This window comes from Spirosoma montaniterrae (assembly GCF_001988955.1).
In the GTDB taxonomy this organism is placed as follows: domain Bacteria; phylum Bacteroidota; class Bacteroidia; order Cytophagales; family Spirosomataceae; genus Spirosoma; species Spirosoma montaniterrae.
In genome coordinates this window covers 4470291-4495673 of record NZ_CP014263.1, presented here as the reverse complement: position 1 = coordinate 4495673, position 25383 = coordinate 4470291, and the positions used below count along the sequence as shown (strand labels likewise).

The following is a 25383-nucleotide window of genomic DNA, read 5'->3' as shown; positions in this document are numbered from 1 at the left end:
GTTAGGTAGTTCAGATAATAGACCATATCCTTAAGTATTTATCGGTGCGAGAAATTAATAAAATTGAGAAGTTTAAGTATTTTCCGTTATTTGGTACAAATAATGGTAGGCATAAAGAATTTTTAAAATGAATTCGCGCAGAAAATTTCTTCGTCAACTTGGCGGTACATCGGCGATGCTGGCCGCTGGCACGCCGTTCGTCAATGCTGCAACGGGTAGGTCTAATCCTCAATACGCACCCAAAAACCTCATTGAGATTGTTCAGCCGCGTTCAGCCGCCGACAACGTAAATCTGGCACTGATTGGTGCAGGCATTATTGGTCATTTCGATCTCAACTGCGCCCTGCGTGTACCCGGTACTAAAGTTGTTGCCGTTGCCGACCTATATGCCCCCCGGCTCGAACGGGCCAAAGAAGTTTGGGGCAACGATTTGTTTACCACCCGCGACTACCGCGAAATTCTGGCCCGCTCCGACGTCGACGCCGTGCTGATCTGCGTTCCCGACCATTGGCACGACCGCATCAGCATCGATGCACTCAACGCGGGGAAACACGTGTACTGCGAGAAGCCAATGGTACACCACATTGCAGAGGGAGCGGCTGTGATTGCAGCGCATAAAAAATCGGGTAAAGTGTTTCAGGTTGGTAGTCAGCGGGCAAGTGCATCGGCGGTGCTGGAAGCCAAAAAACGCTACGAAGCTGGTGCCATTGGCGAACTGACGTCGGTTGAAACGTTTCTCGACCGCACCGATGCGCTGGGCGCGTGGCAGTATACCATGCCGCCTAACCTCGACCCCAAAGACGTTGACTGGGACCGCTACCTCGGCGATGCGCCCAAACGACCGTTTCAGCCCGAGCGATTTTTTCGGTGGCGCAACTACAAAGACTACGGCACGGGCGTAGCCGGCGATTTATTCGTTCATCTCATTACGGGCGTACATACCATTACCGAGTCGAAAGGACCGACCCGCATTTTTGCCCTCGGCGACCTGAATTTCTGGAAAGATGGCCGCGATGCCTACGATCTTGTTACGGCCATCATGGATTACCCGAAAACCGATAAACACGAGTCGTTTCAGTTTACAACCCGCGTCAATTTAGCTGCTGGATCGGGGGGGAGTATCCATACCCGATTGGTTGGCACAGAGGGGGTAATCGACATTGGCTGGAACGAGTTTACGATGAACCGGCTCAAGCGGCCCAACGCTCCTATGTACAGCACTGGCTACGACGCGCTGTTCACTTACCCGAAAGCCATGCAGGAGCAGTTTGTTCAGCAATACGGCCAGAAATACCCGTCTGACCAGTTCACGCGGGATGTAAAGAATGAGCCGGTCGAAACCTATGCAGCTCCCGAAGGCTACGACGACCGGTTCGATCACATGATTGTGTTTTTTAATGCCATTCGCGAGAATAAGCCTTCGCTGGTACGCGAAGATGCTGAATTTGGTTTGCGTGCAGCCGCGCCCTCACTGGCGGCTAACTTAAGTGCCGATCAGCGGAAAGTTATCCACTGGGATCCAATTGGCATGAAATTAGCAAAAGCAACTACTTGATAAACAGATGAAACATCTCTCTAAACCCATACCCAATGAAAAACGTTGCCGTGGCCCAGCGCATGAATCTGCCCTGGGTCGAATCGCCTTTTTTTGCCGACCTGCTGGCTGAAAAACAGCTTACGCCTGAGCAGCACGAGCAGGCGGTTCATTACCACCACGAAGGATTTTTGTTGCTCCGACAGCAGGTTAGCCATGACCTGATCAACCGCGCCGTTCGCGACCTCGAACCAGAATTCCCTGCCCGCGTGGGTGAAGAGCCTAACCGACATCAGGATATCTGGAAGAAATACGCTACTGTCCGCGAAATAGCCAGTCAGCCCGCTATTTTCGATGTGCTACGGATGCTCTACGACCGCGAACCCATCCCGTTTCAGACGCTGAACTTCAAGTTCGGCACCCAGCAGCGCGCCCATTCTGACACCATCCACTTTAGCAGTACGCCCGCCCGATTTATGTGTGGTGTATGGGTTGCGCTCGAAGACACCCATGTCGACAACGGCCCGCTGTTCTACTATCCGCGTTCGCACCGGCAGGAAGAGTTCAACTACTTCAACATCGGCATCGAAGCCGAGGAGAACTACGCCGAGTATCATCATTACGAAGATTTTATGGAAGAGTTCATGGAATCGCAGGGATACGAGCGGAAGGAGGTACACATGAAGAAGGGCGATGTGCTGATCTGGTCATCGAACTTGGTTCACGGCGGTATGCCCATAAAAGGCGGTAATGTAACGCGCTGGTCGCAGGTGACGCATTATTATTTTGAGGGATGCATGTACTACTCGCCCCGCTTTTCGGATATGTTTGCCAGCAACCTCAACCTGCGGCACGTTATCAACATCGCCACGGGAAAAGTAGTGCAACACAGCGAAAACGGCAAACCCATTGAAACCATTAATACCGGCAAGTTTCGGTATGCCGTTAGCCATCATTTCACGCTACCTGTTCTGCTGAAGGAGGTTGTTAAAAAACTGATTGGTAAAAAACCGTTTTGATATTTACCCTGCGCCACATCAGCGAGGTGTGGCGCAGTACTGTTGCCTGTCATGAAAGACCAAATTGACCAGTACATTGCCGCCTACAACCGGATGGACGTGCCGGGGATGCTGGCTCTGCTGCACGACGTTATCGTTTTTGAGAACGTATCGAACACCAGCGGTATCACGGCTACCAGCGGAAAAGCCGAGTTCGAGGCTCTGGCCCGGCAGTCGCTGGGCGTGTTTACGATGCGCCAGCAAACCATTCGTTCGCTGACATTGGGCGAGCGCACGGCAGCCGCTGAAATTGATTACAACGCTATTTTAGCCATTGATTTGCCGAACGGTAAAAAAGCAGGCGACGTCATTTCGTTGCGGGGCGTAACAATTTTTGCGTTCTCCGACGGTAAAATTGCCCGCATCAGTGATTATAGTTAAAAGAACTATGCAACCTGTTCCTATCAAAACCACCGTTGTCGGCTCAATGCCGTTTCCGGGCTGGCTCGAATTTTCCAGCCAAAACCTTTATCAGTTTGGCCCCGCCGACATCAATGAAATGATCGAAGACGCCGTTGTAGCGTCGATCCATGACCAGGTTGCCGCTGGCTTAGACGTAATTACCGATGGCGAACAAACCCGCTTCGATTTCAATTTGTCGTTCTATGGCTATATCAATGGTATTCAAAACAACGACGCCGAACTGCGGAAATACGGCCCCCCTGCCCACGATCAGCGCGGGAAGCATACGATTGTTGAACCGCTGACAGCCCCGCGCGGGTTAGGCGTAGTAGACGAATACCAACGCCTGAAACGACTGGCCCCCGCCGGGCAGGGCCTGAAAGTGTCGATTCCCGGCCCCTACACGCTCAGTGGTCGGCTGTTGCCCGGCGCATTCTATAAAGATCGCTGGGAAGTAACCGAAGCTCTGTTGCCGCTGGTTCGGAAAGAAATTGAGGACCTGGTAGCGTTGGGCGTGCCTGAAATCTGTGTCGATGAACCATCGATGAGTTGTTACGCCTACCGCGAAGACACGAAGCGATTTGTCGATATTTTTAACCGGACGGTGGCTCCCGGCGTGGGCAAAACCCGGCTGTCGATGCATCTGTGTTTTGGTAATTACAAAGGCCGGTCGGTAGGGAAAAAGACTATTGCGCCCATGCTCCCCGATTTCTTAGACATGACCGTCGATGAATTGCATTCAGAAATGACGATTCTGAATTTTTCGGAAGTAAACCTGCTCGAACGCTTCGCCGAGAAGTTCGATGTGGCGGTGGGCGTTATCGACGTAAAAAGCTACTACATTGAAACCCCCGACGACGTGGCCGAGCGTATCCGTAAATGCCTGCCCTACGTACCCGCCGAAAAATTGGCCGTGGCTCCCGACTGTGGTTTGAGCCAAACCGCCCGCTGGGCCGCCAAACAAAAATTGGCAAACATGGTAGCAGGCGCAAAGAAGGTGCGGGAAGAACTTTGAACCAGGATTAACCAGGATTTCCAAGATTACTGCAAGATTGATAATACCGGCTAAGCGCAGCGTAGAATCTTGTTTTAATCTTGGAAATCCTGGCTAATCCTGGTTCAGAACAACACACCGCTCGCCTGCCAGCAGGCTTAGGTTTTCGCTTAGGAGCATCCGCGTTTTGGCATTGTCGAAATGTTCGGCGTAGCTGGCACGCAGTTCTCTGCGTTTCATGGTTTCGAGAAAACGTCGGGCATCTTCAGGAGTTTCGAGCAGGAGGGGCGGCACTTCGGTCGGGTTTTCGTTATCGTCTTTGGCAACCATCGTAAAATAACTGGTGTTGGTGTGCTTCACCACGCCCGTTTTTACGTTTTCGGCAATCACCTTAATGCCTACTACAAGCGACGTTCGGCCCACATAATTGACCGATGCCATCAGCGACACCAATTCGCCCACCTCAACCGGTTGCCGAAAGTTGACGCCATCGACCGACACCGTGACGCAATACGTACCCGCGTGCTTGGCCGCGCAGGCGTAGGCAACCTTGTCCATGAGCGAAAGCAGAATACCGCCGTGTACGCGCCCGCCAAAATTGGCATACGACGGAATCATCAGTTCGGTGAGCGTAGTACGCGAATAGCTGACAGGTTTGGGGTCTGAACCGTCTGAATCGTCTGAACCAGGATTAGCCATGATTTTAGGATTAAACAAGATTGATGCTGACGCTGCAAAAATCCTGCTTAATCTGGAAAATACCGGCTCAAAGACAAAAAAGGCCGCAATTGCGGCCTTAAATCTTGTTTTAATCTGGAAAATCCCGGCTAATCCTGCCGGGCCAGCGTCCTGGTTCAGACTAAACGGCAAAACTTTCACCGCAGCCGCAGGTACGGCTGGCATTGGGATTTTTGAACTGGAAGCCTTTACCATTCAGACCATCGGAGAAATCAAGTTCCGTACCGGCCAGATAAAGCAGACTTTTGCGGTCGACCAGAATTTTAACGCCTTTGTCTTCAACGACATGGTCGGTGGGTTGTTGCTGGGCATCAAACTGCAAATCGTACATCAACCCCGAACAACCACCGCCCTGCACGCCTACGCGAATGGCGTAATTGTCGTTCAGGCCATCTTTCTGCCGCAGTTCGTTGATTTTATTTTTGGCGATTTCCGATACCGTAACCATAGTTGTAAGAAAGTCAATGTTGACGCATTTCCATGCTAACCTACTAACTTTCGGCAAAACAGAAAAGTTCTGTACTCCATGCTCACTAACGTTGAACACATTGGTATTGCCGTTCGAGACATAGCCGCGTCGAACGAACTGTTCGGTAAGCTGCTGAACGCTTTGCCCTACAAAACAGAGAAGGTTGAATCGGAGGGCGTTTCAACGTCATTTTTTCGGGTGAATCAGACAAAAATAGAACTGCTCGAAGCCACAAGCCCCGATAGTCCGATTGCTAAATTCATCGAGAAAAAAGGCGAAGGCATTCACCATCTGGCGTTTGAGGTCGATAATATCGTGACGGAGATGGCGCGGCTAAAAGATGAAGGATTTACGTTACTGAACGAGATACCTAAGCGCGGGGCCGATAATAAATTGGTGTGTTTCCTGCATCCGAAAGGCACCAACGGCGTACTGATAGAGCTGTGTCAGGAAATAAACGAGTGAAGAAAACAGCATGAAGAAAAGAAAAAACACACACTGGCTCAACGTTTTTTTAAGTTTAATACTGTTCTGCAATAGTGTTCAGGCGCAGCCACCGCTTGGTTACGCAGCCCGCTACACACAGCCCGGCGTTGATGTACTGAATTATAGTTTCTCGCTGACAATCAGCGACTCAACCAATCAAATTCAGGGAGAAGCCGCTATTCGGTTTACCCGCGCCGACGACCGCCAAAGCGTTTGGTTCGATTTGATAAAAGCCGACACCGCTCAAACGAATGCTACCGGAATGCGCGTTCGGGGCGTAACGACCGCCGATGGTAAACCGCTGCCGTTCAGTCATCGCAACGACCGGGTATTCGTTAATCTTCCTGCCGCACCGGGTCAATCTACCGACATTGTAATTCGCTACGACGGAACACCCGCGCAGGGCCTGATTATCAGCCAGAATAAGTTTGGCGAACGTACATTTTTCGGCGATAACTGGCCCAACAACGCCCGTCATTGGCTGCCCGTAGTCGATCATCCGTCCGACAAAGCCACCTGCGCCTTTACGGTAAATGCGCCCGCGACATACCGCGTTATTGCCAACGGTAAATTTTTGGCCGAAGAACCGCTGCCCGGCCCAACGCCCCGCAAACGAACGCGCTGGCAGGAAAATACGCCCATTCCAACCAAAGTGATGGTGATTGGCGCGGCCCGGTTTGCAGTTGAGGAAGTAGGCGCGGTAAGCGGGGTGCCGGTGCAAAGCTGGCTCTACCCCAATGACAGTCAGAAAGGATTTATTGACTATCGCCCGGCGGCTGCCATCCTGCAATTTTTCATCGACCGCGTAGGGCCGTATTCTTACGAAAAACTTGCTAACGTGCAGTCAACCACAGTGTTTGGCGGGATGGAGAATGCCAGTTGTATCTTCTATAACGAGAAAGCCATCATCGGTCGAAAGGATTCGGACATGGAAGCTTTGCTGGCCCACGAAATTGCACATCAGTGGTTTGGCAATTCGGCTACCGAAGCCGATTGGTCGCAGTTTTGGCTGAGCGAGGGTTTTGCAACGTATTTCTCGGCCCTGTATCTCGAACATGCCTACGGACGTGATACGCTCAACGCGGTCTTGAACCAGAATAAAGGCCAGATTTTTCGATTTGCCGCCCTTAAGCCCAAAGGTACAATCATCGACTCAACGGCCACCAATTTAAATGATCTGTTGAATCCTAATTCATACCAGAAAGGTGGCTGGGTGCTACACATGCTTCGGCACGAACTCGGCACCGATACATTCTGGCGTGGCATCCGTGAATATTACGCCCGCTATCGCAATGCCAACGCGCAAACCGCCGATTTTCAAGCTGTTATGGAGCAGGTTTCGGGAAAGAAATTAGCCTGGTTTTTCCGACAATGGCTTACGCAGCCGGGCTACCCTGAATTGGTCTGGAATACTAAATACGATGACAAAAAACGAGCGTTAACAGTCGACGTGCGGCAGGCACAGCGGTCGGGGGCGTATTTTACAGTGCCGCTTACGTTCAGCATTCGGGACGCGAATGGTCGCGAAATTCAGCGGACGGCCCGGCTTGTCATGGATCAGCCCACCCAAACGTTTACTGTGCCACTGAATACGAAACCCGCTTCCGTTGTGATCGACCCGGAAAACACCGTGCTGATGCGGGCCATGCAGGGGAATACCGATTGAACGGATTGCGCGGATGAACGCGGATTTCACTTTTCAATTTCGCGCAGCAACTTATTGGCATAGATGAACTCATTCAGTTCGGGTACGGTCGAGTGCGTGATGGTGTCGCTGTCGCCTTCCCAAAGCTTGTTGCCCTGGTAGAGAAACATAATTTTTTCGCCAATCTCCATCATCGAGTTCATATCGTGCGTAATCACGATGGTCGTGATTTTGTATTCGTCGGTGATCTCCTTGATAAGCTGGTCAATCTTAATCGAGGTAAGCGGATCGAGGCCGGAGTTAGGTTCGTCGCAGAATAAATACTTGGGATTCAGCACAATAGAGCGGGCAATGCCGACGCGCTTTTTCATGCCACCGCTAATTTCCGACGGCATCCGGTCGGCAGCACCTTCCAGCCCAACGCGTTGAAGGCATTCGTGTGCGCGGGCTACTTTTTCATCTTCGGGTTTCTCGGTCAGCATATCGAGCGGAAACCGAACGTTTTCGAGCACCGTCTTCGAGTCGAACAGTGCTGAGCCTTGAAATAGTACGCCCATTTCGCGCCGGATGGCTTTCTGCTCGTCGATGTTGCTGGTCAGAAAGTTACGCCCATCATACAGCACCTCGCCGGAGTCGGGTTTTATCAGCCCGATCATGCACTTGAGCAACACACTTTTACCCGTACCACTACCGCCGATAATCAGGCTTGTGTCGCCGGGCCGAAATGTGCCATCGATACCAGCCAGCACCTGCCGGTCGCCGAAGGTTTTGGTTATATTTTTGATCTCAATCATCAGAATGATTGACTAATTGAGTGGTTGATTGATTGAATTGAGACCATTGCGCTCCATTCAGTCACTCAACCAGTCAATCAGTCGTTAAGTCAACAGGAGTTGCGTCAGGATAAAGTCGGCGGCTACCACGGCGATACAACTATTGGTAACGGCGGAGGTTGATGCGCTGCCCACTTCGAGTGCACCTCCACGCACGTTGTAGCCCTGATATGCCGAAATCGTTGAAATTAGAAAGGCGAACACTACCGTTTTGATCAGCGCAAACGTAACGCCAAACGGCTTATACTCGAACCGCAGCCCCGACACGTAATCTTCGGGCGAAATCACGCCTGCCAGCGTTCCGGCAATGTAACCGCCCAGAATCGAGAGAAAAGCTGCCATAATCACCAGCAGCGGAAACATCAATATAGAGGCAATTACCTTCGGCAAAACCAAGTACGAACTTGAGTTAATGCCCATTACCTCAAGGGCGTCGATCTGCTCGGTAATGCGCATTGTACCCAATTCGCCTGCAATATTAGAGCCGACTTTACCAGCCAGTACAATGCACGACAGGGTAGGGGCCAGTTCGAGAATGGTACTGTCGCGCACGATAAGCGCGATAATGTTCTTGGGAACGAACGGATTAGTCAGGTTGTAGGCCGTTTGCACGCAGGTGACGGCCCCGATAAACGTATTGACAAGGGCAACGATAAAAATTGACCCGACGCCGATGGAGACGCATTCGTTGAGAATAAGGCCCAGATATACCCGGAGTTTCTCGCGGTTTCGGAAGAGTGTGCCTAAGAAAATGAAATAGCTACCTAATCGTGACATGGGAGCAAAAGGAAGGAGCAAATCGCTCATTGGTCAGAACCCCCGCAAAGGTAGAATGGTTTCTGACGTAACTTGCGCTATGAATCCACTCATTGTAGTAACGGGCGGCACCAAAGGCATTGGCCGCGCCATTGTCGATAAATTTACGGCCAACGGTTTCGATGCTATCGTTTGCGCCCGCTCAGTAGATGGCGTGGCCGGGCCGAATATGCTGCCGTTTGCTGCCGACCTCTCGACCCGCGAGGGCGTCAATCAACTGGTTAATTATGTAAAATCGCTGGGGCGTCCGGTCGACGTGCTGGTGAACAATACGGGTACATTTCAGCCTGGTCAGATTCATAACGAAGCCGAGGGTACGTTCGAGCAATTGATGAATACCAACGTGGCCAGTGCGTATCACCTCACGCGCGGGCTGGTAGGCGAGATGATGGCCCGGCGTCAGGGGCATATCTTCATGATGTGTTCAACGGCCAGCATCACGGCCTACACCAATGGGGGGTCATACTGCATTTCTAAATTTGCGCTGCTGGGTATGAGCCGCGTACTGCGCGAAGAACTGAAACCGCATGGCGTAAAAGTAACGGCCATTCTGCCCGGTGCAACCCTTACGACCAGTTGGGAAGGCACCGACCTGCCCGAAGACCGCTTCATGAAGCCCGACGACGTAGCCGACAGCACGTGGGCTGCCTACACGCTATCGAAAAGTGCCGTTGTCGAAGAGATTTTGATCAGACCGCAGTTGGGCGACATTTGACAGCCAACTGCGAACAACCAACAGCCAACAGTGAATAACCAGATACAAGAAATTGGCAACACTGTTGGCTGTTGGTTGTTCGCTGTTAGTTGCTCCCTGTTGGCTGTTCGCTGTAATACCGTAAATTGCGCTCCACTTCATCCGCCCTGGAATTACATATTGTGAATCAAACATTGTCAATTAAAATATGTCTTCTGCTGAATACTTAGGTATCGACGTTGGCGGCACAAACGTCAAAATGGGAATCGTTGAAGCCGACACGGGCAAAATCTCAAACTTCTACAGCCACGATACCATTAGCTGGCGTAAATCAGGCCATTTTATGGACCGCTTCGGCGATGCCGTTGCCCTGCAACTGCTGGCGAACAAAGATGTGAAACGCGTGGGTATCGGTCTGCCCGGTATGCTCAGTGCCGACCGGACCGTAGCTATTGAGATTACGGCCATTCCCGAAATCAACAATACGCCCATCGTTGATATTCTGACCAGGCGGTTTGCGGGAGTTCAGTTTTTTCTGGCAAATGATGCCAACGCGGCAGCATTGGGGGAGTACTACTTCGCTGAGGAAAAAATTACGGAGAATTATATTTTTATTACGCTCGGCACGGGCGTGGGCGGAGCAGCCATTATCAACAAGAAAATTTTTACGGGTGGCGATGGTAATGCTATGGAACCGGGCCATATTCCGTCGCGCAATGGTCGCGTGCTGGAGCGCAACATCGGTAAAGTAGAACTACTGCAATTGGCAAATCAGCGTCGGCAGGAGTTTAAAGGCGAAACCCAGCTACCGGGCGATGGCGACATTTCGACCACCGGGCTGGTAGCCGCAGCCGCTGAAGGCGACGAACTGGCGCAGCAAATCTGGGATGAAGTGGGCGAAATGCTTGGTGAAGCATTGGCTTCACTAATTAAAGTGCTGGATATTAAGCAGGTGCTTATCGGTGGCGGGCTATCGGCTTCGTTCGACTACATCATGCCCGCCGTAAACCGAATGCTCGACTATTGGCTCAATCCGTACTACAAAAACGGCCTGTCGATCAAAAAAGCCACGCTCGGCAACGACGCTGGACTACTCGGCGCGGCTTCGCTGTGTTTTGAGTAGAGACGCAAGATTTTGCGTCTCTGTTTTACACGCACCGAGATGCATTTACACGCACAGAGACGCATTTACACGCACAGCGATGCATTTACTGCACAGAGACGCAAAATCTTGCGTCTCTACCTCACCATAAACCTGTCTAAAAACAAATACCTTTCGCGATTTTTCTCGGTTTCTGGGCGGGTGTTTACATCGATCACCATTATTTCGGCGGGGCCAGCCGGTTTCACTGCCGACCACTTTGGTAGACCAGAACCGTTGGGATTGCCGGTTTTGATGAAATTGGCGAAATACGCCTGCATCGTTTCCGATACTTTATGGTCGTCGGGTGTCCAGGCGTAAACTTTGTTAGTGGCTAAGTTACCCATCGCATATTCGATTTCGGCGGAGTGAACGGCACCTTTGGCCGGTGGTGCTTTCGGGGCCGATGTGTCGGTGTTGCGGATAACGCCACCAGCCAGGCCGGGCGTTGCATTACCCATTTCGGCGGTCATGGCCGGGCGCGGACGGGCGTAGTAGTAGCGATATACTGGTTTGCCACCACCAGTTCGGGCGTGCATGTCGGTCCATTTCCAGGTGCTGAAGCCAATAAACCGGTCGCCCGACAGGTCGGTGGCCGACTGCATGGCTTCTTCTGCGGTCGCCCCAGGGTAAAGTTTTAGCACCTCATTGGCTTGTGGGCCGTAGGCTTTTTCCACTGCTTTTTTATAGCTCTCCGGCGTTATCGGCTCGGCTCCCAGCATAAAGCGGTAATTCATTTCTTCGGAGTTCCAGCCCGCCAGCAACGGTACGCGGGCCTGTTCGCCAGCCGCCATAATTTCGTGCGCTGGTTTGGGCAAAAAATACCCATCGACAACCAGACCAAACCGCCCCACGTTAGGCTTGGCCGTTGCTTCCAGAACCTGCTCGGCAGACAAAGCCCGCAGAGCTGCCAGCGAGGTAGCTCCTAAACTTTCGGCAAAGGCAACGCCAGCTTTTTCGGCTTCGGCCAGCGATACTGGTGTTAGTGTACCCATGATGGAGCCGCTCTCGCCAATAGCCCCGGCAATCAGATTTTTCGATAATGGCGACACCATCTGTGCGCTTACCGATGCCGACCCCGCCGATTCGCCCGCAATGGTCACGCGTTTGGGGTCGCCACCAAAGGCCGCAATGTTTTGTTGCACCCACCGCAAAGCCGCACTTTGATCGAGCAGGCCGTAGTTGCCCGATGCCTTGTTTGGCGATTCTTTAGTGAGTTCAGGATGTGCCATGAAGCCGAAAACGTTGAGCCGGTAATTAACGGTCAGGGCCACGATGCCGCGTTTCGCCATGCTTTCGCCATCGTAACGCGGTTCGGAGCCATCGCCTGCCATAAAACCGCCACCATAGAAATAGACAAGTACGGGCAGTTTTTCATTGCCTGATTTGGCGGGTGTCCAGACGTTCAGATACAGGCAATCTTCGCTGACGCCGTTCGAGCGAAAGTTCATATCGCCAAAAATAGGACGCTGCATGGCGCGGGGACCAAACTTGTCGGCCTGGCGCACACCCTGCCAGTTTTTAGGCGGTTGTGGCTCACGCCAGCGCAGGTCGCCAACGGGCGGCTGGGCAAATGGAATACCCTTAAATGAGCGGATGCCAGTAGCTTCGACCCGGCCTTCGAGTGTGCCGTTGGCAACCTGAACACGGGTTGGTGTTGTTTGGGCAAGTGTTACAGACGAAAAGCCCAAAGCTAACAGAATAGAGGTTAGGTACGTTTTCATAGCGGTAAAACGCACCATGCCGACCTTCTTACTTGTTGCGGCTAAATAACATTCACCTCCGGCGAAATCGAAATGCCAAACCTTTCCTGCACAGACGATTGCACTTGTCTGGCGAGGTTCAGAATTTCGTCGCCTGTGGCTTTTCCGTAGTTAACCAGAACGAGGGCCTGTTTGGCGTGAACGCCCGCATCGCCCGACCGATAACCTTTCCAGCCCGCCCGTTCGATGAGCCAGCCCGCCGGAACTTTTACCCGGTCTGTGTCGGCGAGCGGGTAGCCGGGCAGGTCGTCGTGTTGCGCTTTCAGGGCTTCGAACTGCGTTTGCGGAATTTCAGGATTCTTGAAAAAACTACCTGCGTTGCCAATGTCGGCGGGGTCGGGCAGTTTGCTGCGCCGGATATGCATGACCGCATCGCTAATGGCCCGAATCGTGAGGTTCTCATCAGACACGCCCATATCGGCCAGCGTTTCGCGGATGGCTCCGTACCGGGTATGAAACGTGGGCTGTTTAGCTAACCGGAACGTTACGCTGGTAATTATGTACTGCCCCTTCAGGTTATGCTTGAAAACGCTCTCCCGGTAGCCAAATGCACAGTCGGCATGATTGAACGTCTGTATGTCGCCCGTTTTGATGTGAACGGCAGTCAGTGAGTCAAAAATTTGCTCCAGTTCAACGCCGTAGGCCCCGATGTTCTGCATAGGTGCAGCTCCCACCGTGCCGGGTATGAGCGACAGGTTCTCCATACCGGCATAGCCCCGCTCAACGCAATACATGACCAATTCATGCCAGACTATGCCCGCGCCCGCTTTGAGGTAGATATGTTCATCATCTTCACGAACAACATCGATACCCTGAATACTCATTTTTACCACTAACCCGTCGAAATCGTGGCAGAGCAGCACATTACTGCCCCCACCTAAAATCAACTTGGGTGTGTCGAGAAATTCTGTAAGATGCAGCAGAGCGGGCAGGTCGTCTTCATGGTTTACTTCGACCCAATACCGGGCGCGTACGTCAATCCCGAACGTATTATACGGCTTCAGGCACACGTGACTTTGTATGTTCACCATTCGGTTGGTAGCATTCGATGCTCAAAAATAGCTACTTTTACGGTTAGATTCAGGCTTACCTTATGCGCTACGGTTCACTGTTATTGATTTTCTATCTCCTCGTACTGGCAATGGGCTGCGCCAGTAGCCGGGCAACCAGTGGCCGTTCATCGGTAGACTATGGTAGTTATAACGAAGACTTATCGACAGTTCGGCCCGTATACAAGCCAACGGCATCGGCTTCACCGGCAACAAACAAGCCGGTGAGTCCAACAAACACAGCTACGCCCACACCTGCCACTACAACTCGTAAGCCTGATGCGAATAAACCAAATGCACCCGTTGAAGCATTGCACATTAACCGCCAGCTCGATTATGTAATGGATACCATTGCAACTCAAAACCGGTCGGTTCGATACGCACCGGGTTTCCGGGTTCAGGTCTATGTCGGTAACCAGCGACAGGAAGTTGAATCGATAAAATTACTTATTTATCAGAATTTTCCGGAATTAAGCCCATATTTGACCTATAATCAGCCAACGTATAAACTAAAAGTAGGCGATTTCATGCGTCGAATAGATGCGGAGCGTTATTTTTCGTCTATAAAACGGTTGGTTACGTCAGCGCAGCTTCAACCCGATAAGGTAGATGTTCGGCGCAGCCTTTCAATAAAATAAATACTACGTTTTTGCTGTAAAGCAGTACCTTTGATGAGTTTTGTACAATTTGAGCGACGACTCACGTTGACTTGCACAGTATGAAAAAAGCATTAGTTACCGGTATCACCGGTCAGGATGGGGCCTATCTGGCCGAGTTACTTCTTGATAAGGGGTATGAAGTTCACGGTATCAAACGGCGGAGTTCGCTGTTTAATACCCAACGGATCGACCATATCTACGAAGACCCGCACGAGCGAAATGTGCGCTTCAAGATGCACTATGGCGATTTGTCGGATACGGCCAATATCACGCGCATTATTCAGGAAGTACAACCCGACGAGATTTATAACCTCGGCGCTATGTCGCACGTGCGCGTAAGTTTCGATGAGCCGGAATATACCGCTCAGGTCGACGGGATTGGTACGCTCCGGATTCTGGAAGCTGTTCGGCTGCTCGGCCTGACCGAAACAACCCGCATCTATCAGGCATCGACCTCAGAACTATATGGGGGCGTTCAGGGCCATGCTCAATCGGAAACAACACCGTTCTATCCGCGTTCGCCTTATGCTGTAGCTAAGCTCTACGGTTACTGGATTACAGTCAATTACCGCGAAGCGTACAACATGTATGCCTGCAACGGAATTCTGTTCAACCATGAGTCGCCATTGCGGGGAGAAACCTTCGTGACGCGCAAAATTACCCGCGCCGTATCCCGTATCGGACTGGGTTTGCAGGATAAAGTTTATCTCGGCAACCTCGACTCACTACGCGACTGGGGCCATGCCAAAGACTATGTTGAGGCTATGTGGCTGATTCTGCAACAGGACAAAGCCGAAGATTTCGTAATTGCTACCGGTGTAACAACCAGCGTTCGCGACTTCGTGAGAATGTCCTTCTCCGAAATTGGCGTTGAACTGGAATTCAAAGGCGAAGGCGTGAATGAAACCGCCGTTGTTGTAAGCGCATCGAATCCTGATTTCCCGGTACCGGTAGGTAAAGAAGTGCTGTGCATCGACCCGCGCTACTTCCGCCCGACCGAAGTTGACCTGCTTCTTGGCGACCCAACCAAAGCTATGACTAAGCTGGGCTGGAAACCCAAGTACGACTTGCCTGCGCTGGTAAAAGACATGATGACTGCTGACATCGAACTGTTCCGTCGCGACCAATTCCTGGCACAAAGCGGTCACGCCGTTCTCAATTATTTCGAGTAACAGTTCGCATAAATGTAATAAGGGGCTGACAGGATTTATCCTGCGTCAGCCCCTTATTACATTTATACCTTACGCCTTACCCCTTAAACAGGCACCGCGTAGTAATACATACGCGAACTGTTGGGGTACATGCCAATGAGCATCAATCCTTCGCCTTCCTGAACGGTGTTCATAATAGCCTGAAGGTCTTTTACGGTTTTCACGTTTTTACCGTTGGCTTTCACGATAATAAAACCTTCTTCAATGTCGGTTTCGGCCAGTTTGCCATCGCGGATCGACTTTACCCGAACACCGCCACTCACACCCAACTGACGAGCCTCCTGCGCCGATAGCTCGGTTAATTCAGCTCCCAGCGAACTCAGAGCGGTGTTTGCTGCCGTTACCTCCGACTTCTTGATGATATCGCGGCCACCGTTCCGATTGCGCAACTCGATCTTCACATCACGTTCCGAACCATCCCGATTAATCGTTACCGTAACAGCATCGCCCGGACGACGACGGCCAATGATTTCGCGCATCTGAGCGTCGGAGTCCAGTGGCTGACCTTCCATTTTCACGATTACGTCGCCCTGTTTCAAACCGGCAGCCTGAGCCGCACCGTTCTCCACAACTTTTTCGACATAGATGCCGCGACCTACTTTCGCGTTTTTCTCCTTGGCAATCGTGCTGTTCAGTTCGATAGGCATGATACCGAGATAACCGCGCTGTACATTACCATATTTGAGTAAATCAGCCGATACTTTCCGAACGAGCGACACCGGAACAGCGAAGCCATAGCCACTGTAATAGCCCGTTGCCGATGCAATAGCTGAGTTGATGCCAACTAATTCACCACGCAGGTTTACGAGCGCACCACCTGAGTTACCAGGATTAATGGCAGCATCAGTCTGAATAAACGATTCGATGGGCGTATCAGCTTTAGGATCGGGTTGTTCGCCTTGTTGCTGACGGCTCAGGATACCGATACCCCGGCCTTTCGCGCTCACAATACCCGCCGTTACGGTCGATTCAAGGTCAAGCGGGTAGCCAACGGCCAATACCCATTCGCCCAGCTTCAGCGCGTCAGAGTCGCCCAGTGTAATGGCAGGTAGATTAGTAGCGTCTACTTTAATAACGGCAAGGTCGGTTAGCGGGTCGGTACCAATAACTTTCGCCTTGAAGCTACGCTTATCAGTCATGATAACCTCAACAACGTCGGCATCCTGCACCACGTGATTGTTGGTCACGATATAGCCGTCTTTACTGATAATTACCCCTGAACCTGAGGCTTGGCCCTGCTGACGACGGGGACGACCGCCACCACCAAATTCATCGCCAAAGAACTCCCGGAAAATGTCGGGAACCTGTTGCTGACGAACCGTGCGCGAGATAGTTGTACGAATGTGTACAACGGTGGGGGTAACTGCTTCGGCAGCCGTCGAGAAATCACCCGGCGCGGCTGTGGGACCGTTCAGCGACGCCAACCGGCCCGTAATGGCCGGAATCGATGACGACTCGTTGAATACTACATCCCGCTTATTGAACCCCAGCAGGTTATAAGCGGCCAGCGTAACAGCACTCGACAGAATGGCTATCAACGCTAAAACTTTCCAGTTGCTTTTCATGGTTAAATGGGAAATCGAATTGCTGCCTTTTTGTGTAAAAGCACACCTTTGTGCGTTTGTTAAGATAACGGAAAGTCACGCCCGAAAAATCCAGCCTACTAAGGGCTTAACAAAATTTAACAAGGGGTTGTTTGTGGGAAATGATGGAACACGGATAGAACGGATTAGACGGGCTTACGCGGATAAATAGTTGACATAAAATCCCTGTAAACCCGTCTAATCCGTTCTATCCGTGTTCCATCCCAGATTAGCCGATTTCGATCTGACGAGGTGGCTTCACCTTCGCTTCTTCACGCTTGGGCAGCTCAATTTTCAACACACCGTCGGTATAGGAAGCCTGAATGTTCTCGGCATCTACCGACGTTGGAAGCGTAAATGTCCGTTGAAACGATGAGTAGCTGAACTCCCGGCGTGTGTATTTCTCACCTGCCTGATCTGTTTCCTCCTTTTTCGATTCCTGGTAGGCTGAAATTGTGAGGTTGTTGTGATTTAGGTTAAGCTTGAAATCTTCTTTCTTCAAGCCAGGGGCCGCCACTTCAATGCGAAAACCATCCTGATGTTCAACCACATTCACTGCCGGTACATTGCTTAAAGCAGGCATGTTTGAGTTGAAAAAGTCGTTCATGTCACGACCGAAAAAGTTCTCAATCAGCGAGGGCAAATTATTGCCAGTGCGCATTAACGGGTTCATAACAGTCTGTTGTTTTAACGTTAGAAGATGACTAATCAAATTCTGACAGACCATTTTCAAATCTTGTACCAGTCTGAAAACAGACAGAAAATCGGACGAATTGACGTAAATAAACTGTGTGTTTTTTGGTATTTCACGACATTTTGTCGTACAGAGACACTCAGGAAACGGGAATCTATATTACCGGAAAGGTGGAGAATGGGCTACTGTTTTTCAGTTAGCAAGTCGAGTGCTTTTTCGGCGGCAGCCTGTTCAGCTTTTTTCTTGGAGTAGCCACTACCGGTTGCAAACGGCTCGTCGCTAACCAGTACCTGCGCAATGAATTCGCGAAAATGGCTATTGCCTTTTTCGGAAATAATGTCAAAACGCAGCTCTTTGCCTTCCCGCTGTGCCCACTCGATCAGGCGGCTTTTAAAATTAACATTATTCTGTACTACTGACTCAATATCATAATGCGAGAGCAGACTTTTTAGGATAAACCGGCGTGTGAAGCCAAACCCTTTGTCTAAATAAATGGCCCCCACCAGGGCCTCGAGCGCATCGCCGTACATCGACGTGCGGGCGGGCAAACTGCGGGTACGACTGCCATCGTACTCAATCAACTGATCGAGACCGATTTTTCGGGCAATGCCATTCAGCGTTTCCCGGTTCACGATTCGCGAACGGATTTCGGTCAGAAATCCCTCATCTTTATACGGATATTTTTTGAATAAAAACTCAGCAATCACCATGCCCAATACCGCATCGCCGAGGTACTCCAACCGCTCGTTCGATTCCCGAAACCCTTCAATAGCCGTTGCTTTCGAGGCCGATGTATGGCGCAGTGCCAGTTGATATAACCCGAGATTTGACGGAGAGCGGCCAATAATGTGCGCGATAGACTGGCGCAGATTATTGCGCGGATCGGTCGGGCGAGACCTGAACCAGTCAAACGGGTTATACCAACTACGGGGCAGCGCGAGTTGCACGACTCAGCTTAGTTTACGGAAAATGATAATCGCATTGTGACCTCCGAAGCCAAAAGCATTGCTCATAACCGTGGTAAGCGGTCGGGCCTGCGCCGTTAACGGGGTCAGATTAAAACGGGAATCGATCTCGTTGTCAACAGTATACAGATTGATTGTAGGCGGAACAATCTGTTTCTCAATAGCTTTCACGCAGGCAATAGCCTCTACAGCACCAGCCGCACCGAGCAAATGACCCGTCATCGATTTGGTAGAACTGATATTCATCTTGAAGGCATGGTCGCCAAAAAGCTGATAAATTGCCTTCAGTTCCTGCGGGTCGCCAATGGGCGTCGAGGTGCCGTGTGTGTTGATATAATCGACATCTTCGGGAGCAATGCCAGCGTCGTTCAGGGCGTCCTGCATACCGAGGAAAGCACCTAATCCGTCGGGGTGGGGGGCTGTAATATGGTAAGCATCCGACGACATGCCACCACCAATCAGTTCAGCGTAGATTTTAGCTCCGCGTGCCTGCGCATGTTCCAGTTCTTCCAGAATCAGTGCGCCCGACCCTTCGCCCATCACAAACCCATCCCGGTCTTTATCATAAGGCCGCGACGCCGTTTCGGGCGAATCGTTCCGCTCCGACAGGGCTCGATTGGCATTGAAACCACCAATGCCAGCTTTCGTAACTGCCGCTTCTGAACCACCTACCACGCACATCGACAGCCGACCGAGCCGGATGTAATTCAGGGCGTCGATAATGGCATTGTTGGTCGATGCACAGGCAGACACCGTAACGTAGTTGGTACCACGAAATCCGTAACGCATAGAAATCTGCCCCGACGCGCTGTCGGCGATCATGCGAACGATAAAAAATGGGTTGATGCGTGGAGTACCGTCACCTTTGGCATAGTCGATCATTTCGTCTTCGAACGACTTTAGCCCACCAATACCCGAACCCCAGATAACTCCGACCTTGTTGCGGTCAATTTTTTCTACGTCAACGCCCGAATCACGAATGGCTTCGTCGGTAGCGATAAGTGCGTAGTGCGTGAAGGCGTCCATTTTACGAGCCTCCTGCCGGGGAATAAATTGCGTAACGTCGAGACCCTTCACCTCACAGGCAAAGCGCGTACGAAATTTTTCTGCGTCAAACTTGGTAATCGGTCCTGCTCCGCTTTTGCCAGTGGCCAAATTGTCCCAGTACGTAGATACGTCATTACCAATTGGCGTCAGGGCCCCCAGACCAGTTACTACTACTCGCTTGAATGTCATACAGGCTTACTGCGTGATAAAAAAAACAGAAGCAACGCCAAAATGGCGTTGACTTCCAAATACATGATGGCATTGCAGGTTTTGGTGTGGGCCGTAATAAACTGGCCGACCAAACCCCAATGAGCATGAAGATGAGGGTTTAGGAGTAGCCCGTTGGGATTACGGTTTACTTACCGATATGTTTTTCGAGGTATTCAATAGCCAGACCAACCGTGGCGATTTTCTCAGCCTCGTCGTCGGGGATGGGCAGGTTAAATTCCTTCTCAAATTCCATAATCAGCTCAACCGTGTCGAGCGAGTCAGCACCGAGGTCATTGGTGAAACTTGCTTCGGGCGTCACCTCAGACTCTTCAACACCTAATTTCTCAACGATAATACTCTTAACCTTTTCTGCAATTTCTGACATTTCCGTAGTCCGTTGGGGTTAAAAATCTGCGCAAATAAAGGGATTTACCTTTGGATTATCAAACAATTTTTTAGAGTAGGAAACGTTCCAGTCATCCCTGAAAAAGAAACGTATTCCTTGTAAATCAGATAGTTACCTGTGAAAGGCTTGGCTCCAGCAAGCTGGTAAGCCGTAGCTTTAGAGATAAGCTAATCACGTAATTTGTTCCAATTTAGCCCTAAATCTACAACTGAATCGATTCACAAACGTAAGTTGGAATAATACCGGTGGCCTGAATACGGAGTTCTGCCTCGTGGGCCGCTGTGTTACCGGTTAGTACTAAAGCCGTATCTAAACCGAATTTGTTGCCACCTGCAATGTCAGAACGGAGCGTATCACCGACCATCAGAATGTTGCGTTTGCTAATGCCGGGCAACACTTCCTGAACGCGTTCGTAGGCAAACATAAACAGTTGAGCATCAGGTTTACCAAAACGAATGAATTGCTTGCCAACGATAGATTCGAGCATGTCGGCAATACTACCGATGGCAATAGCCAGCCGGTTTTTCGAAACAGGGTACGTAACATCGGTGTTGGCTACAATGACGGGAATATTGCGCCGACGAAGTAAATTCACCGCCTTGTTGATGTCGGTGTTCCAGTCGAAGCCTTCGTCGTCGAGCAGTACGAGGGCGTTTACTTCACTGATGTTTTCCAGGGTAAGTTCGCCGATTGAAATTGTGTGCAAGTCTGCCGATTCAATATAATGCGCTGAGCTTTCAGTGCCCAGATAAGCTACCGTACCGTGGTCGACTTTTAGTTGCAGATACTCGCGGGCCAGCATCCCCGACGAAATAATCATGTCGGGCGTAATGTCGGTCAGGCCGAGCCGCCAGTACGATTCGGCCAACTGCTGCGGGCTTCGGCTGGCATCATTGGTCAGAATGTAGACGGGTTTCTGCCGGTCGCGCAGATACGCAAACGTGTCGACCACGCCATCGATTAAACCTTTATAATTTTTCAAAACCCCGAAGGCGTCGAAAAAGAAAACAGTATACGAGTCGGCAAGGGTTTTGAAATCGTGTAGTTGCATTAGACGGTTGGAATCAACGGGTGTTATGTGTTGCTAAATAACGCATTGTTAATGAATGCATTCCGAAATTTTTCGTCGGGATCATACTGCCGCATCATGCGTTTGAACTCAACTAATTTCTGAATGCGCCCCTGCAATACAGATGGCGGCATGGTGAATAATTTACCCCAGTGGGGCCGGGCGTTGAATGGGGCCAATTGTGCTTCAATCTGTGGCAACACCTTTTGTACCGAGGCCCAGTCGGGCTTCCAGGTAAAATGAAACGCCACGCAGGTTTGCCCATAACACGGACTCATCCAGAGTGTATCGGCGGCAATGGTCCGCACTTCGGATACGAACAGCAGGGGTGTTATTTTCGCGCCCAGACTGTTGATTGCCAGCAGGGCTTTGTAGGCATTCTCGACCGGCACGAAATACTCTGACTGAAGTTCTTTACCGCTGCTGGGCGTAAAACCCATTTTAAAGTGGGGCAATCGCTCGAACCACGGGCCGGGTACGCCCATCTGCTCGGTGCAGTTTTCTGCCGAGTGGTCGTCAAGCGGGTGCATGTTTCGGTCGGCAAGTTTGGCTCCGTAGAACTCAGGAGCCAGGGTTCCGGGTTTTTGCGAATCTTCTACTACGCTTTTTATCCAGACCTGATTAATAATGTCGTTTTGCCACGTTGTAAACAAACTAACGCTGTAGCCGCTGCCCATAATCGTCTCGAAGCTATCGGCCAGCGCGCTCATGGGCATGTTGCGGTACACGGCCTGTTTTGCCATGAACGTCGGTTGCAGCCGCAGCGTCACCTTTGTAACAACGCCCAGACTGCCCAGCCCGACTACTGCGCCCCGAAAAGTGTCGCCGTCTTTCTGCTGCGACAGATTGACTGTGTTGCCAGCCGCATCTACAAACTCAATGGCCGTAACGGCAGTGGCTAAGTTGCCGTTTGTAAGGCCCGACCCGTGCGTAGCCGTGGCGCAGGCTCCTGCTACCGAGATGTGCGGCAATGAGGCCAGATTGTGCAAGGCATAGCCATTCTGATGCAGATACTGGCAGAGTTCGCCGTAGCGCATTCCGCCCTCTACCGTTACCGTATTAGCCTGGCGGTCGAGTGATACTATTTTATTTAGATTTTGTAGGGATAGCTGATTATCAACGCTATCGGCAATCTGATTAAACGAATGCCGGGTGCCAAGTGGACGCAACTTATCGCATTTCTTCACCACTTCCTGCACCTCAGCTACCGTTTTGGGGGTGTATAGGTTATCGGTGCTGTAGGTTAGGTTGCCCGCCCAGTTCGTGCGTGGTTCGGCTTGCGATTGGCAGGCCGTCAGGCGTGGTAGCAAACTACTACTGAGCAAAACCGACGATGTTTTCAGAAAGGTGCGCTTATCCATGATTCGGCTACGGGCTGATTAGATGCAACTTAGCGAAATATGCGGGTTTTTGTTGCCTAAACCGGCACCATTTGTACCGTGAAATGAAGCCAGACGGTTGACCGTACAGTGAAAAATCAAATGTCCAGCCGACGTAAAATCTTATCGGCGTCGAAGGTTTCGATAGATGGGAAATAGGTCTCGAAGGCTTCGCGTTGCAACTTGCTGGCGTAGGTTCGATGAAAGAAATAGCGTCCGTATTTGATGACGTAGTTGAGAATAAAAAATCGGTACGCTTCGGGCAGGAACCGAATTTCACGCTCAGTGAGCGGATACACTTTGTGGTACTCGTCTAAGAACCAGCCAAAACGCTCTTCCATGAGCGGGCCAATGACGTAGCTGAATACGGTACGGTCGCCTACATCGGAGCAAACGCGGCTGAAAAAGTAAAAATCCATGACCCGGTAACTGATGCGGAACCAGTCGTAATCCCAGCGCGAATAGAGGTGCAGCCCTTCGGTTACGGAAAAGTTGCCGATGTTCCAGTCTACAAACACGGGCATGGTTTCCACTACCTTAGCCACAAGCTTTTGGCGGTTTTCCAGAAACAGATTACACTGTTGCCGGATGGCGTTTTCGTTTTGCCGATGTTCGTATTGTCCGGCATCGGTATCGAGCAAATCGAGCAGTCCCTGAATGTCGGACCGCAGTGTTTTGGCATATTTGGGCAATACGCCACTCGCCCGGTTGCAGGCCAGATGAAAGCGGGCAATCTCGCCCCCAAGCCGCCGGATGTGCCACTCATCGAGCCGACGGGGCAGGCGGTTCTTTGCCCGAATTGGGTTGTAGAACACGACCCATGCATCAACCAAACCTTCCTGATGCCGATAGGTGAACACCTGCCCATTTTTCATGAGCGACTTCGCCAGCACATTCTCGAACGGATAAAGTAAGTTGTTCGCCAGCGTATGAATAATGCGGTGGTCGTCGCGAAAGTGATCGAACTTGCCGAAATACGACAGTTTGGCGATGACTCGGTCGCCCGAGTCGAGCGTAAGCCTAAAGACGTGGTTGGTTGAAACGCGGGCACTGATGTCCTCAATAGACTGCACCGTCTGCGACGGGTCGAAAGCCGCCCAGGCCCTTCGGATTATGGTTGGGTAATCAATTAAGCGCATCGGAGTTTTGTCGTGGCCGCAAAGGTACACGCTACACAATCTCGAAATACCGTTTCAGCTCCCAGTCGCTGACATGACGGGCATATTGGCGGGCTTCCCAGTCGCGGGTGCGGCAGAAATGATCGACAAACCCGGCTCCGAAGAGTTCGGTGGCAATGGGCGAGTCGGCCATGTGGCGGGTGGCATCGGCGAGACTGGCGGGCAGAACGCCGTGCTGTTTGTCGGCATAGCCGTTCCCCGTTGTGGCCGGTATGTCGAGCGAAAGACCGTGTCGGATGCCATATAGCCCCGACGCCAGCGCAGCCGCTAAAGCCAGATACGGGTTTGTATCTGCTCCCGAAACCCGATGTTCGACGCGGCAGTAGGCTTCTTTGTGGTTCAATACCCGCAAGGCCGTTGTGCGATTGTCAATTGACCACGTTACGGTAGTAGGTGCCCACGCGCCTTCGACCAGGCGTTTATAACTGTTCACGGTTGGCGCAAACATGGGCGTGATGTGGGGCAGGCAATGCAACTGCCCGGCCACGAACTGCCGCATCAGATCGCTCATACGGTCGGGTTTGTCGGCGTCGAAAAATAGATTTTGCGTTTGGTCGATGTTCCAGAGACTCTGGTGAATATGGCCGCTACAACCGGGCAGGTCTGCGTTCCATTTCGCCATAAACGTAGCCATCAGCCCGTGCCGGTACGCAATTTCTTTAACGGCGGTTTTGAATAGCACGGCTTTGTCGGCTGCCCGCACCGCTTCGTCGTGGTGAATGGCCGCTTCATACACGCCCGGCCCGGTTTCGGTGTGGATACCCTCGATAGGCACGTCGAAGCGCGTAAGCAGATCGAACAGGTCGTGGTAGAAATCGCTTTCGAGCGAAGGACGCAGAATAGAATACCCAAACATACCTGGCGTAAGCGGTTCGGGCTTTTGAAACCCCTTTTGTTGCAATGATTGGGGTGTTTCGCGAAAGTTAAACCACTCGAATTCCTGCGCCATTCGGGCCACGAAGCCCATATCGTAGCACTGCGCGGCTATTCGTTTGAGCAGGCTACGTGGGCAGGCAGGCAGATCGTTGCCATCAGTCCGACCAAAATCGGCCAGAAAAAATGGGAGGTCATCTTCCCACGGAATCCGCCGGAACGAATCGAGATCGATGCGCACGGGCGCGTCGGGGTAGCCCGAATGCCAGCCAGTGGTTTGGCCGTTGTCGTAGGGCGCGTCGGTCATGTCCCAGCCCCAGACCACGTCGCAAAAGCCATAGCCGTCGTTTATGCCCGCCATGAATTTGTTGCGGCTAATTACTTTGCCGCGCAGCACCCCGTCGATGTCGGCGAAGGCATATTTGATTTTTTTGATGTGGTGTTTATCGAAGAAGTCGGTCAGGGCTTGCGGTGTCATGGTTGTCGC

At 51.5% G+C, this 25383-nt stretch carries 25 protein-coding genes; 10 read left to right on the top strand and 15 right to left on the bottom strand.

Annotated features, from left to right (window positions below):
- Positions 1–127 precede the first annotated feature (127 nt).
- Genes AWR27_RS19370 through AWR27_RS19355 form a run of 4 tightly spaced genes read left to right on the top strand, consistent with a single transcriptional unit; the run spans position 128 to position 4009 of the window.
- Complete coding sequence (locus tag AWR27_RS19370; protein WP_077132716.1) at positions 128–1555, top strand: Gfo/Idh/MocA family protein; 1428 nt, start codon at positions 128–130, stop codon at positions 1553–1555.
- Between the two features lie 35 nt (positions 1556–1590).
- A complete protein-coding gene (locus AWR27_RS19365) occupies positions 1591–2553 on the top strand; it encodes a phytanoyl-CoA dioxygenase family protein (RefSeq protein WP_077132715.1) in 963 nt (320 codons plus the stop codon).
- 51 nt (positions 2554–2604) lie between these two features.
- Positions 2605–2973 carry a nuclear transport factor 2 family protein gene (locus AWR27_RS19360; RefSeq protein WP_077132714.1) on the top strand — a complete coding sequence of 123 codons (369 nt, stop codon included), beginning with the start codon at positions 2605–2607 and terminating at the stop codon, positions 2971–2973.
- Between the two features lie 7 nt (positions 2974–2980).
- Positions 2981–4009, top strand: coding sequence for a hypothetical protein (locus tag AWR27_RS19355; RefSeq protein WP_077132713.1), 1029 nt, complete (start codon positions 2981–2983; stop codon positions 4007–4009).
- 93 nt (positions 4010–4102) lie between these two features.
- Here the strand turns inward: AWR27_RS19355 and AWR27_RS19350 are convergent, their stop codons facing one another.
- Both AWR27_RS19350 and AWR27_RS19345 read right to left on the bottom strand, forming a co-directional pair.
- Entirely contained in the window at positions 4103–4687 is a 585-nt protein-coding gene (locus tag AWR27_RS19350) for an acyl-CoA thioesterase (protein WP_077132712.1), read from the bottom strand.
- A 160-nt stretch (positions 4688–4847) separates the two neighbouring features.
- Positions 4848–5174 carry a HesB/IscA family protein gene (locus AWR27_RS19345; protein ID WP_077132711.1) on the bottom strand — a complete coding sequence of 109 codons (327 nt, stop codon included), beginning with the start codon at positions 5172–5174 and terminating at the stop codon, positions 4848–4850.
- Between the two features lie 78 nt (positions 5175–5252).
- Between AWR27_RS19345 and mce the strand changes: the two genes are divergently transcribed.
- Positions 5253–5660 (top strand): methylmalonyl-CoA epimerase, encoded by a 408-nt coding sequence (mce, locus tag AWR27_RS19340; RefSeq protein WP_077132710.1) that lies wholly within the window; start codon positions 5253–5255, stop codon positions 5658–5660.
- 10 nt (positions 5661–5670) lie between these two features.
- Positions 5671–7347 (top strand): M1 family metallopeptidase, encoded by a 1677-nt coding sequence (locus AWR27_RS19335; protein ID WP_077132709.1) that lies wholly within the window; start codon positions 5671–5673, stop codon positions 7345–7347.
- Positions 7348–7373: 26 nt separating this feature from the next.
- On the opposite strand, the gene AWR27_RS19330 is transcribed toward AWR27_RS19335, so the two are convergent.
- A complete protein-coding gene (locus AWR27_RS19330) occupies positions 7374–8120 on the bottom strand; it encodes an ABC transporter ATP-binding protein (RefSeq protein WP_077132708.1) in 747 nt (248 codons plus the stop codon).
- A gap of 84 nt (positions 8121–8204) precedes the next feature.
- Complete coding sequence (locus AWR27_RS19325) at positions 8205–8936, bottom strand: MlaE family ABC transporter permease (RefSeq protein ID WP_077134089.1); 732 nt, start codon at positions 8934–8936, stop codon at positions 8205–8207.
- A gap of 79 nt (positions 8937–9015) precedes the next feature.
- On the opposite strand from AWR27_RS19325, the gene AWR27_RS19320 reads away from it, so the two are divergent.
- Both AWR27_RS19320 and AWR27_RS19315 read left to right on the top strand, forming a co-directional pair.
- Positions 9016–9690: an SDR family oxidoreductase gene (locus AWR27_RS19320; RefSeq protein ID WP_077132707.1), complete on the top strand. Its 675-nt coding sequence runs from the start codon at positions 9016–9018 to the stop codon at positions 9688–9690.
- Between the two features lie 187 nt (positions 9691–9877).
- Positions 9878–10792 carry an ROK family protein gene (locus tag AWR27_RS19315; protein ID WP_077132706.1) on the top strand — a complete coding sequence of 305 codons (915 nt, stop codon included), beginning with the start codon at positions 9878–9880 and terminating at the stop codon, positions 10790–10792.
- Positions 10793–10908: 116 nt separating this feature from the next.
- On the opposite strand, the gene AWR27_RS19310 is transcribed toward AWR27_RS19315, so the two are convergent.
- Together AWR27_RS19310 and murB are read right to left on the bottom strand one after the other, a co-directional pair.
- Positions 10909–12534, bottom strand: a complete 1626-nt coding sequence (locus AWR27_RS19310; protein WP_157579271.1) for a carboxylesterase/lipase family protein — start codon at positions 12532–12534, stop codon at positions 10909–10911.
- Positions 12535–12575: 41 nt separating this feature from the next.
- Positions 12576–13604, bottom strand: coding sequence for a UDP-N-acetylmuramate dehydrogenase (murB, locus tag AWR27_RS19305; RefSeq protein WP_077132704.1), 1029 nt, complete (start codon positions 13602–13604; stop codon positions 12576–12578).
- A gap of 62 nt (positions 13605–13666) precedes the next feature.
- On the opposite strand from murB, the gene AWR27_RS19300 reads away from it, so the two are divergent.
- Together AWR27_RS19300 and gmd are read left to right on the top strand one after the other, a co-directional pair.
- Positions 13667–14260 carry an SPOR domain-containing protein gene (locus AWR27_RS19300; protein WP_232325874.1) on the top strand — a complete coding sequence of 198 codons (594 nt, stop codon included), beginning with the start codon at positions 13667–13669 and terminating at the stop codon, positions 14258–14260.
- 80 nt (positions 14261–14340) lie between these two features.
- Entirely contained in the window at positions 14341–15453 is a 1113-nt protein-coding gene (gmd, locus tag AWR27_RS19295) for a GDP-mannose 4,6-dehydratase (protein ID WP_077132703.1), read from the top strand.
- Positions 15454–15536: 83 nt separating this feature from the next.
- On the opposite strand, the gene AWR27_RS19290 is transcribed toward gmd, so the two are convergent.
- The 9 genes from AWR27_RS19290 to AWR27_RS19245 all read right to left on the bottom strand — a co-directional run bounded on the left by AWR27_RS19290 (position 15537) and on the right by AWR27_RS19245 (position 25374).
- Complete coding sequence (locus AWR27_RS19290) at positions 15537–17057, bottom strand: Do family serine endopeptidase (protein WP_077132702.1); 1521 nt, start codon at positions 17055–17057, stop codon at positions 15537–15539.
- 247 nt (positions 17058–17304) lie between these two features.
- The gene (locus tag AWR27_RS19280) at positions 17305–17748 is read right to left on the bottom strand and encodes an Hsp20/alpha crystallin family protein (protein WP_077132700.1); all 444 of its coding nucleotides are present in this window, start codon (positions 17746–17748) and stop codon (positions 17305–17307) included.
- Positions 17749–17951: 203 nt separating this feature from the next.
- Positions 17952–18716, bottom strand: coding sequence for a ribonuclease III (gene rnc / locus AWR27_RS19275; protein ID WP_083732911.1), 765 nt, complete (start codon positions 18714–18716; stop codon positions 17952–17954).
- A 3-nt stretch (positions 18717–18719) separates the two neighbouring features.
- On the bottom strand, positions 18720–19970 hold the full coding sequence (gene fabF / locus AWR27_RS19270) for a beta-ketoacyl-ACP synthase II (RefSeq protein ID WP_077132699.1): 1251 nt from the start codon (positions 19968–19970) through the stop codon (positions 18720–18722).
- A gap of 166 nt (positions 19971–20136) precedes the next feature.
- Positions 20137–20376, bottom strand: coding sequence for an acyl carrier protein (locus AWR27_RS19265; RefSeq protein WP_077132698.1), 240 nt, complete (start codon positions 20374–20376; stop codon positions 20137–20139).
- A 223-nt stretch (positions 20377–20599) separates the two neighbouring features.
- Complete coding sequence (locus AWR27_RS19260) at positions 20600–21448, bottom strand: TIGR01459 family HAD-type hydrolase (RefSeq protein ID WP_077132697.1); 849 nt, start codon at positions 21446–21448, stop codon at positions 20600–20602.
- A gap of 23 nt (positions 21449–21471) precedes the next feature.
- Positions 21472–22827: an FAD-binding protein gene (locus AWR27_RS19255; protein ID WP_077132696.1), complete on the bottom strand. Its 1356-nt coding sequence runs from the start codon at positions 22825–22827 to the stop codon at positions 21472–21474.
- Between the two features lie 116 nt (positions 22828–22943).
- The gene (locus tag AWR27_RS19250; protein ID WP_077132695.1) at positions 22944–23984 is read right to left on the bottom strand and encodes an aminoglycoside phosphotransferase/kinase family protein; all 1041 of its coding nucleotides are present in this window, start codon (positions 23982–23984) and stop codon (positions 22944–22946) included.
- A 31-nt stretch (positions 23985–24015) separates the two neighbouring features.
- Positions 24016–25374, bottom strand: coding sequence for a glutamine synthetase family protein (locus tag AWR27_RS19245; protein ID WP_077132694.1), 1359 nt, complete (start codon positions 25372–25374; stop codon positions 24016–24018).
- Between the last annotated feature and the right edge of the window lie 9 nt (positions 25375–25383).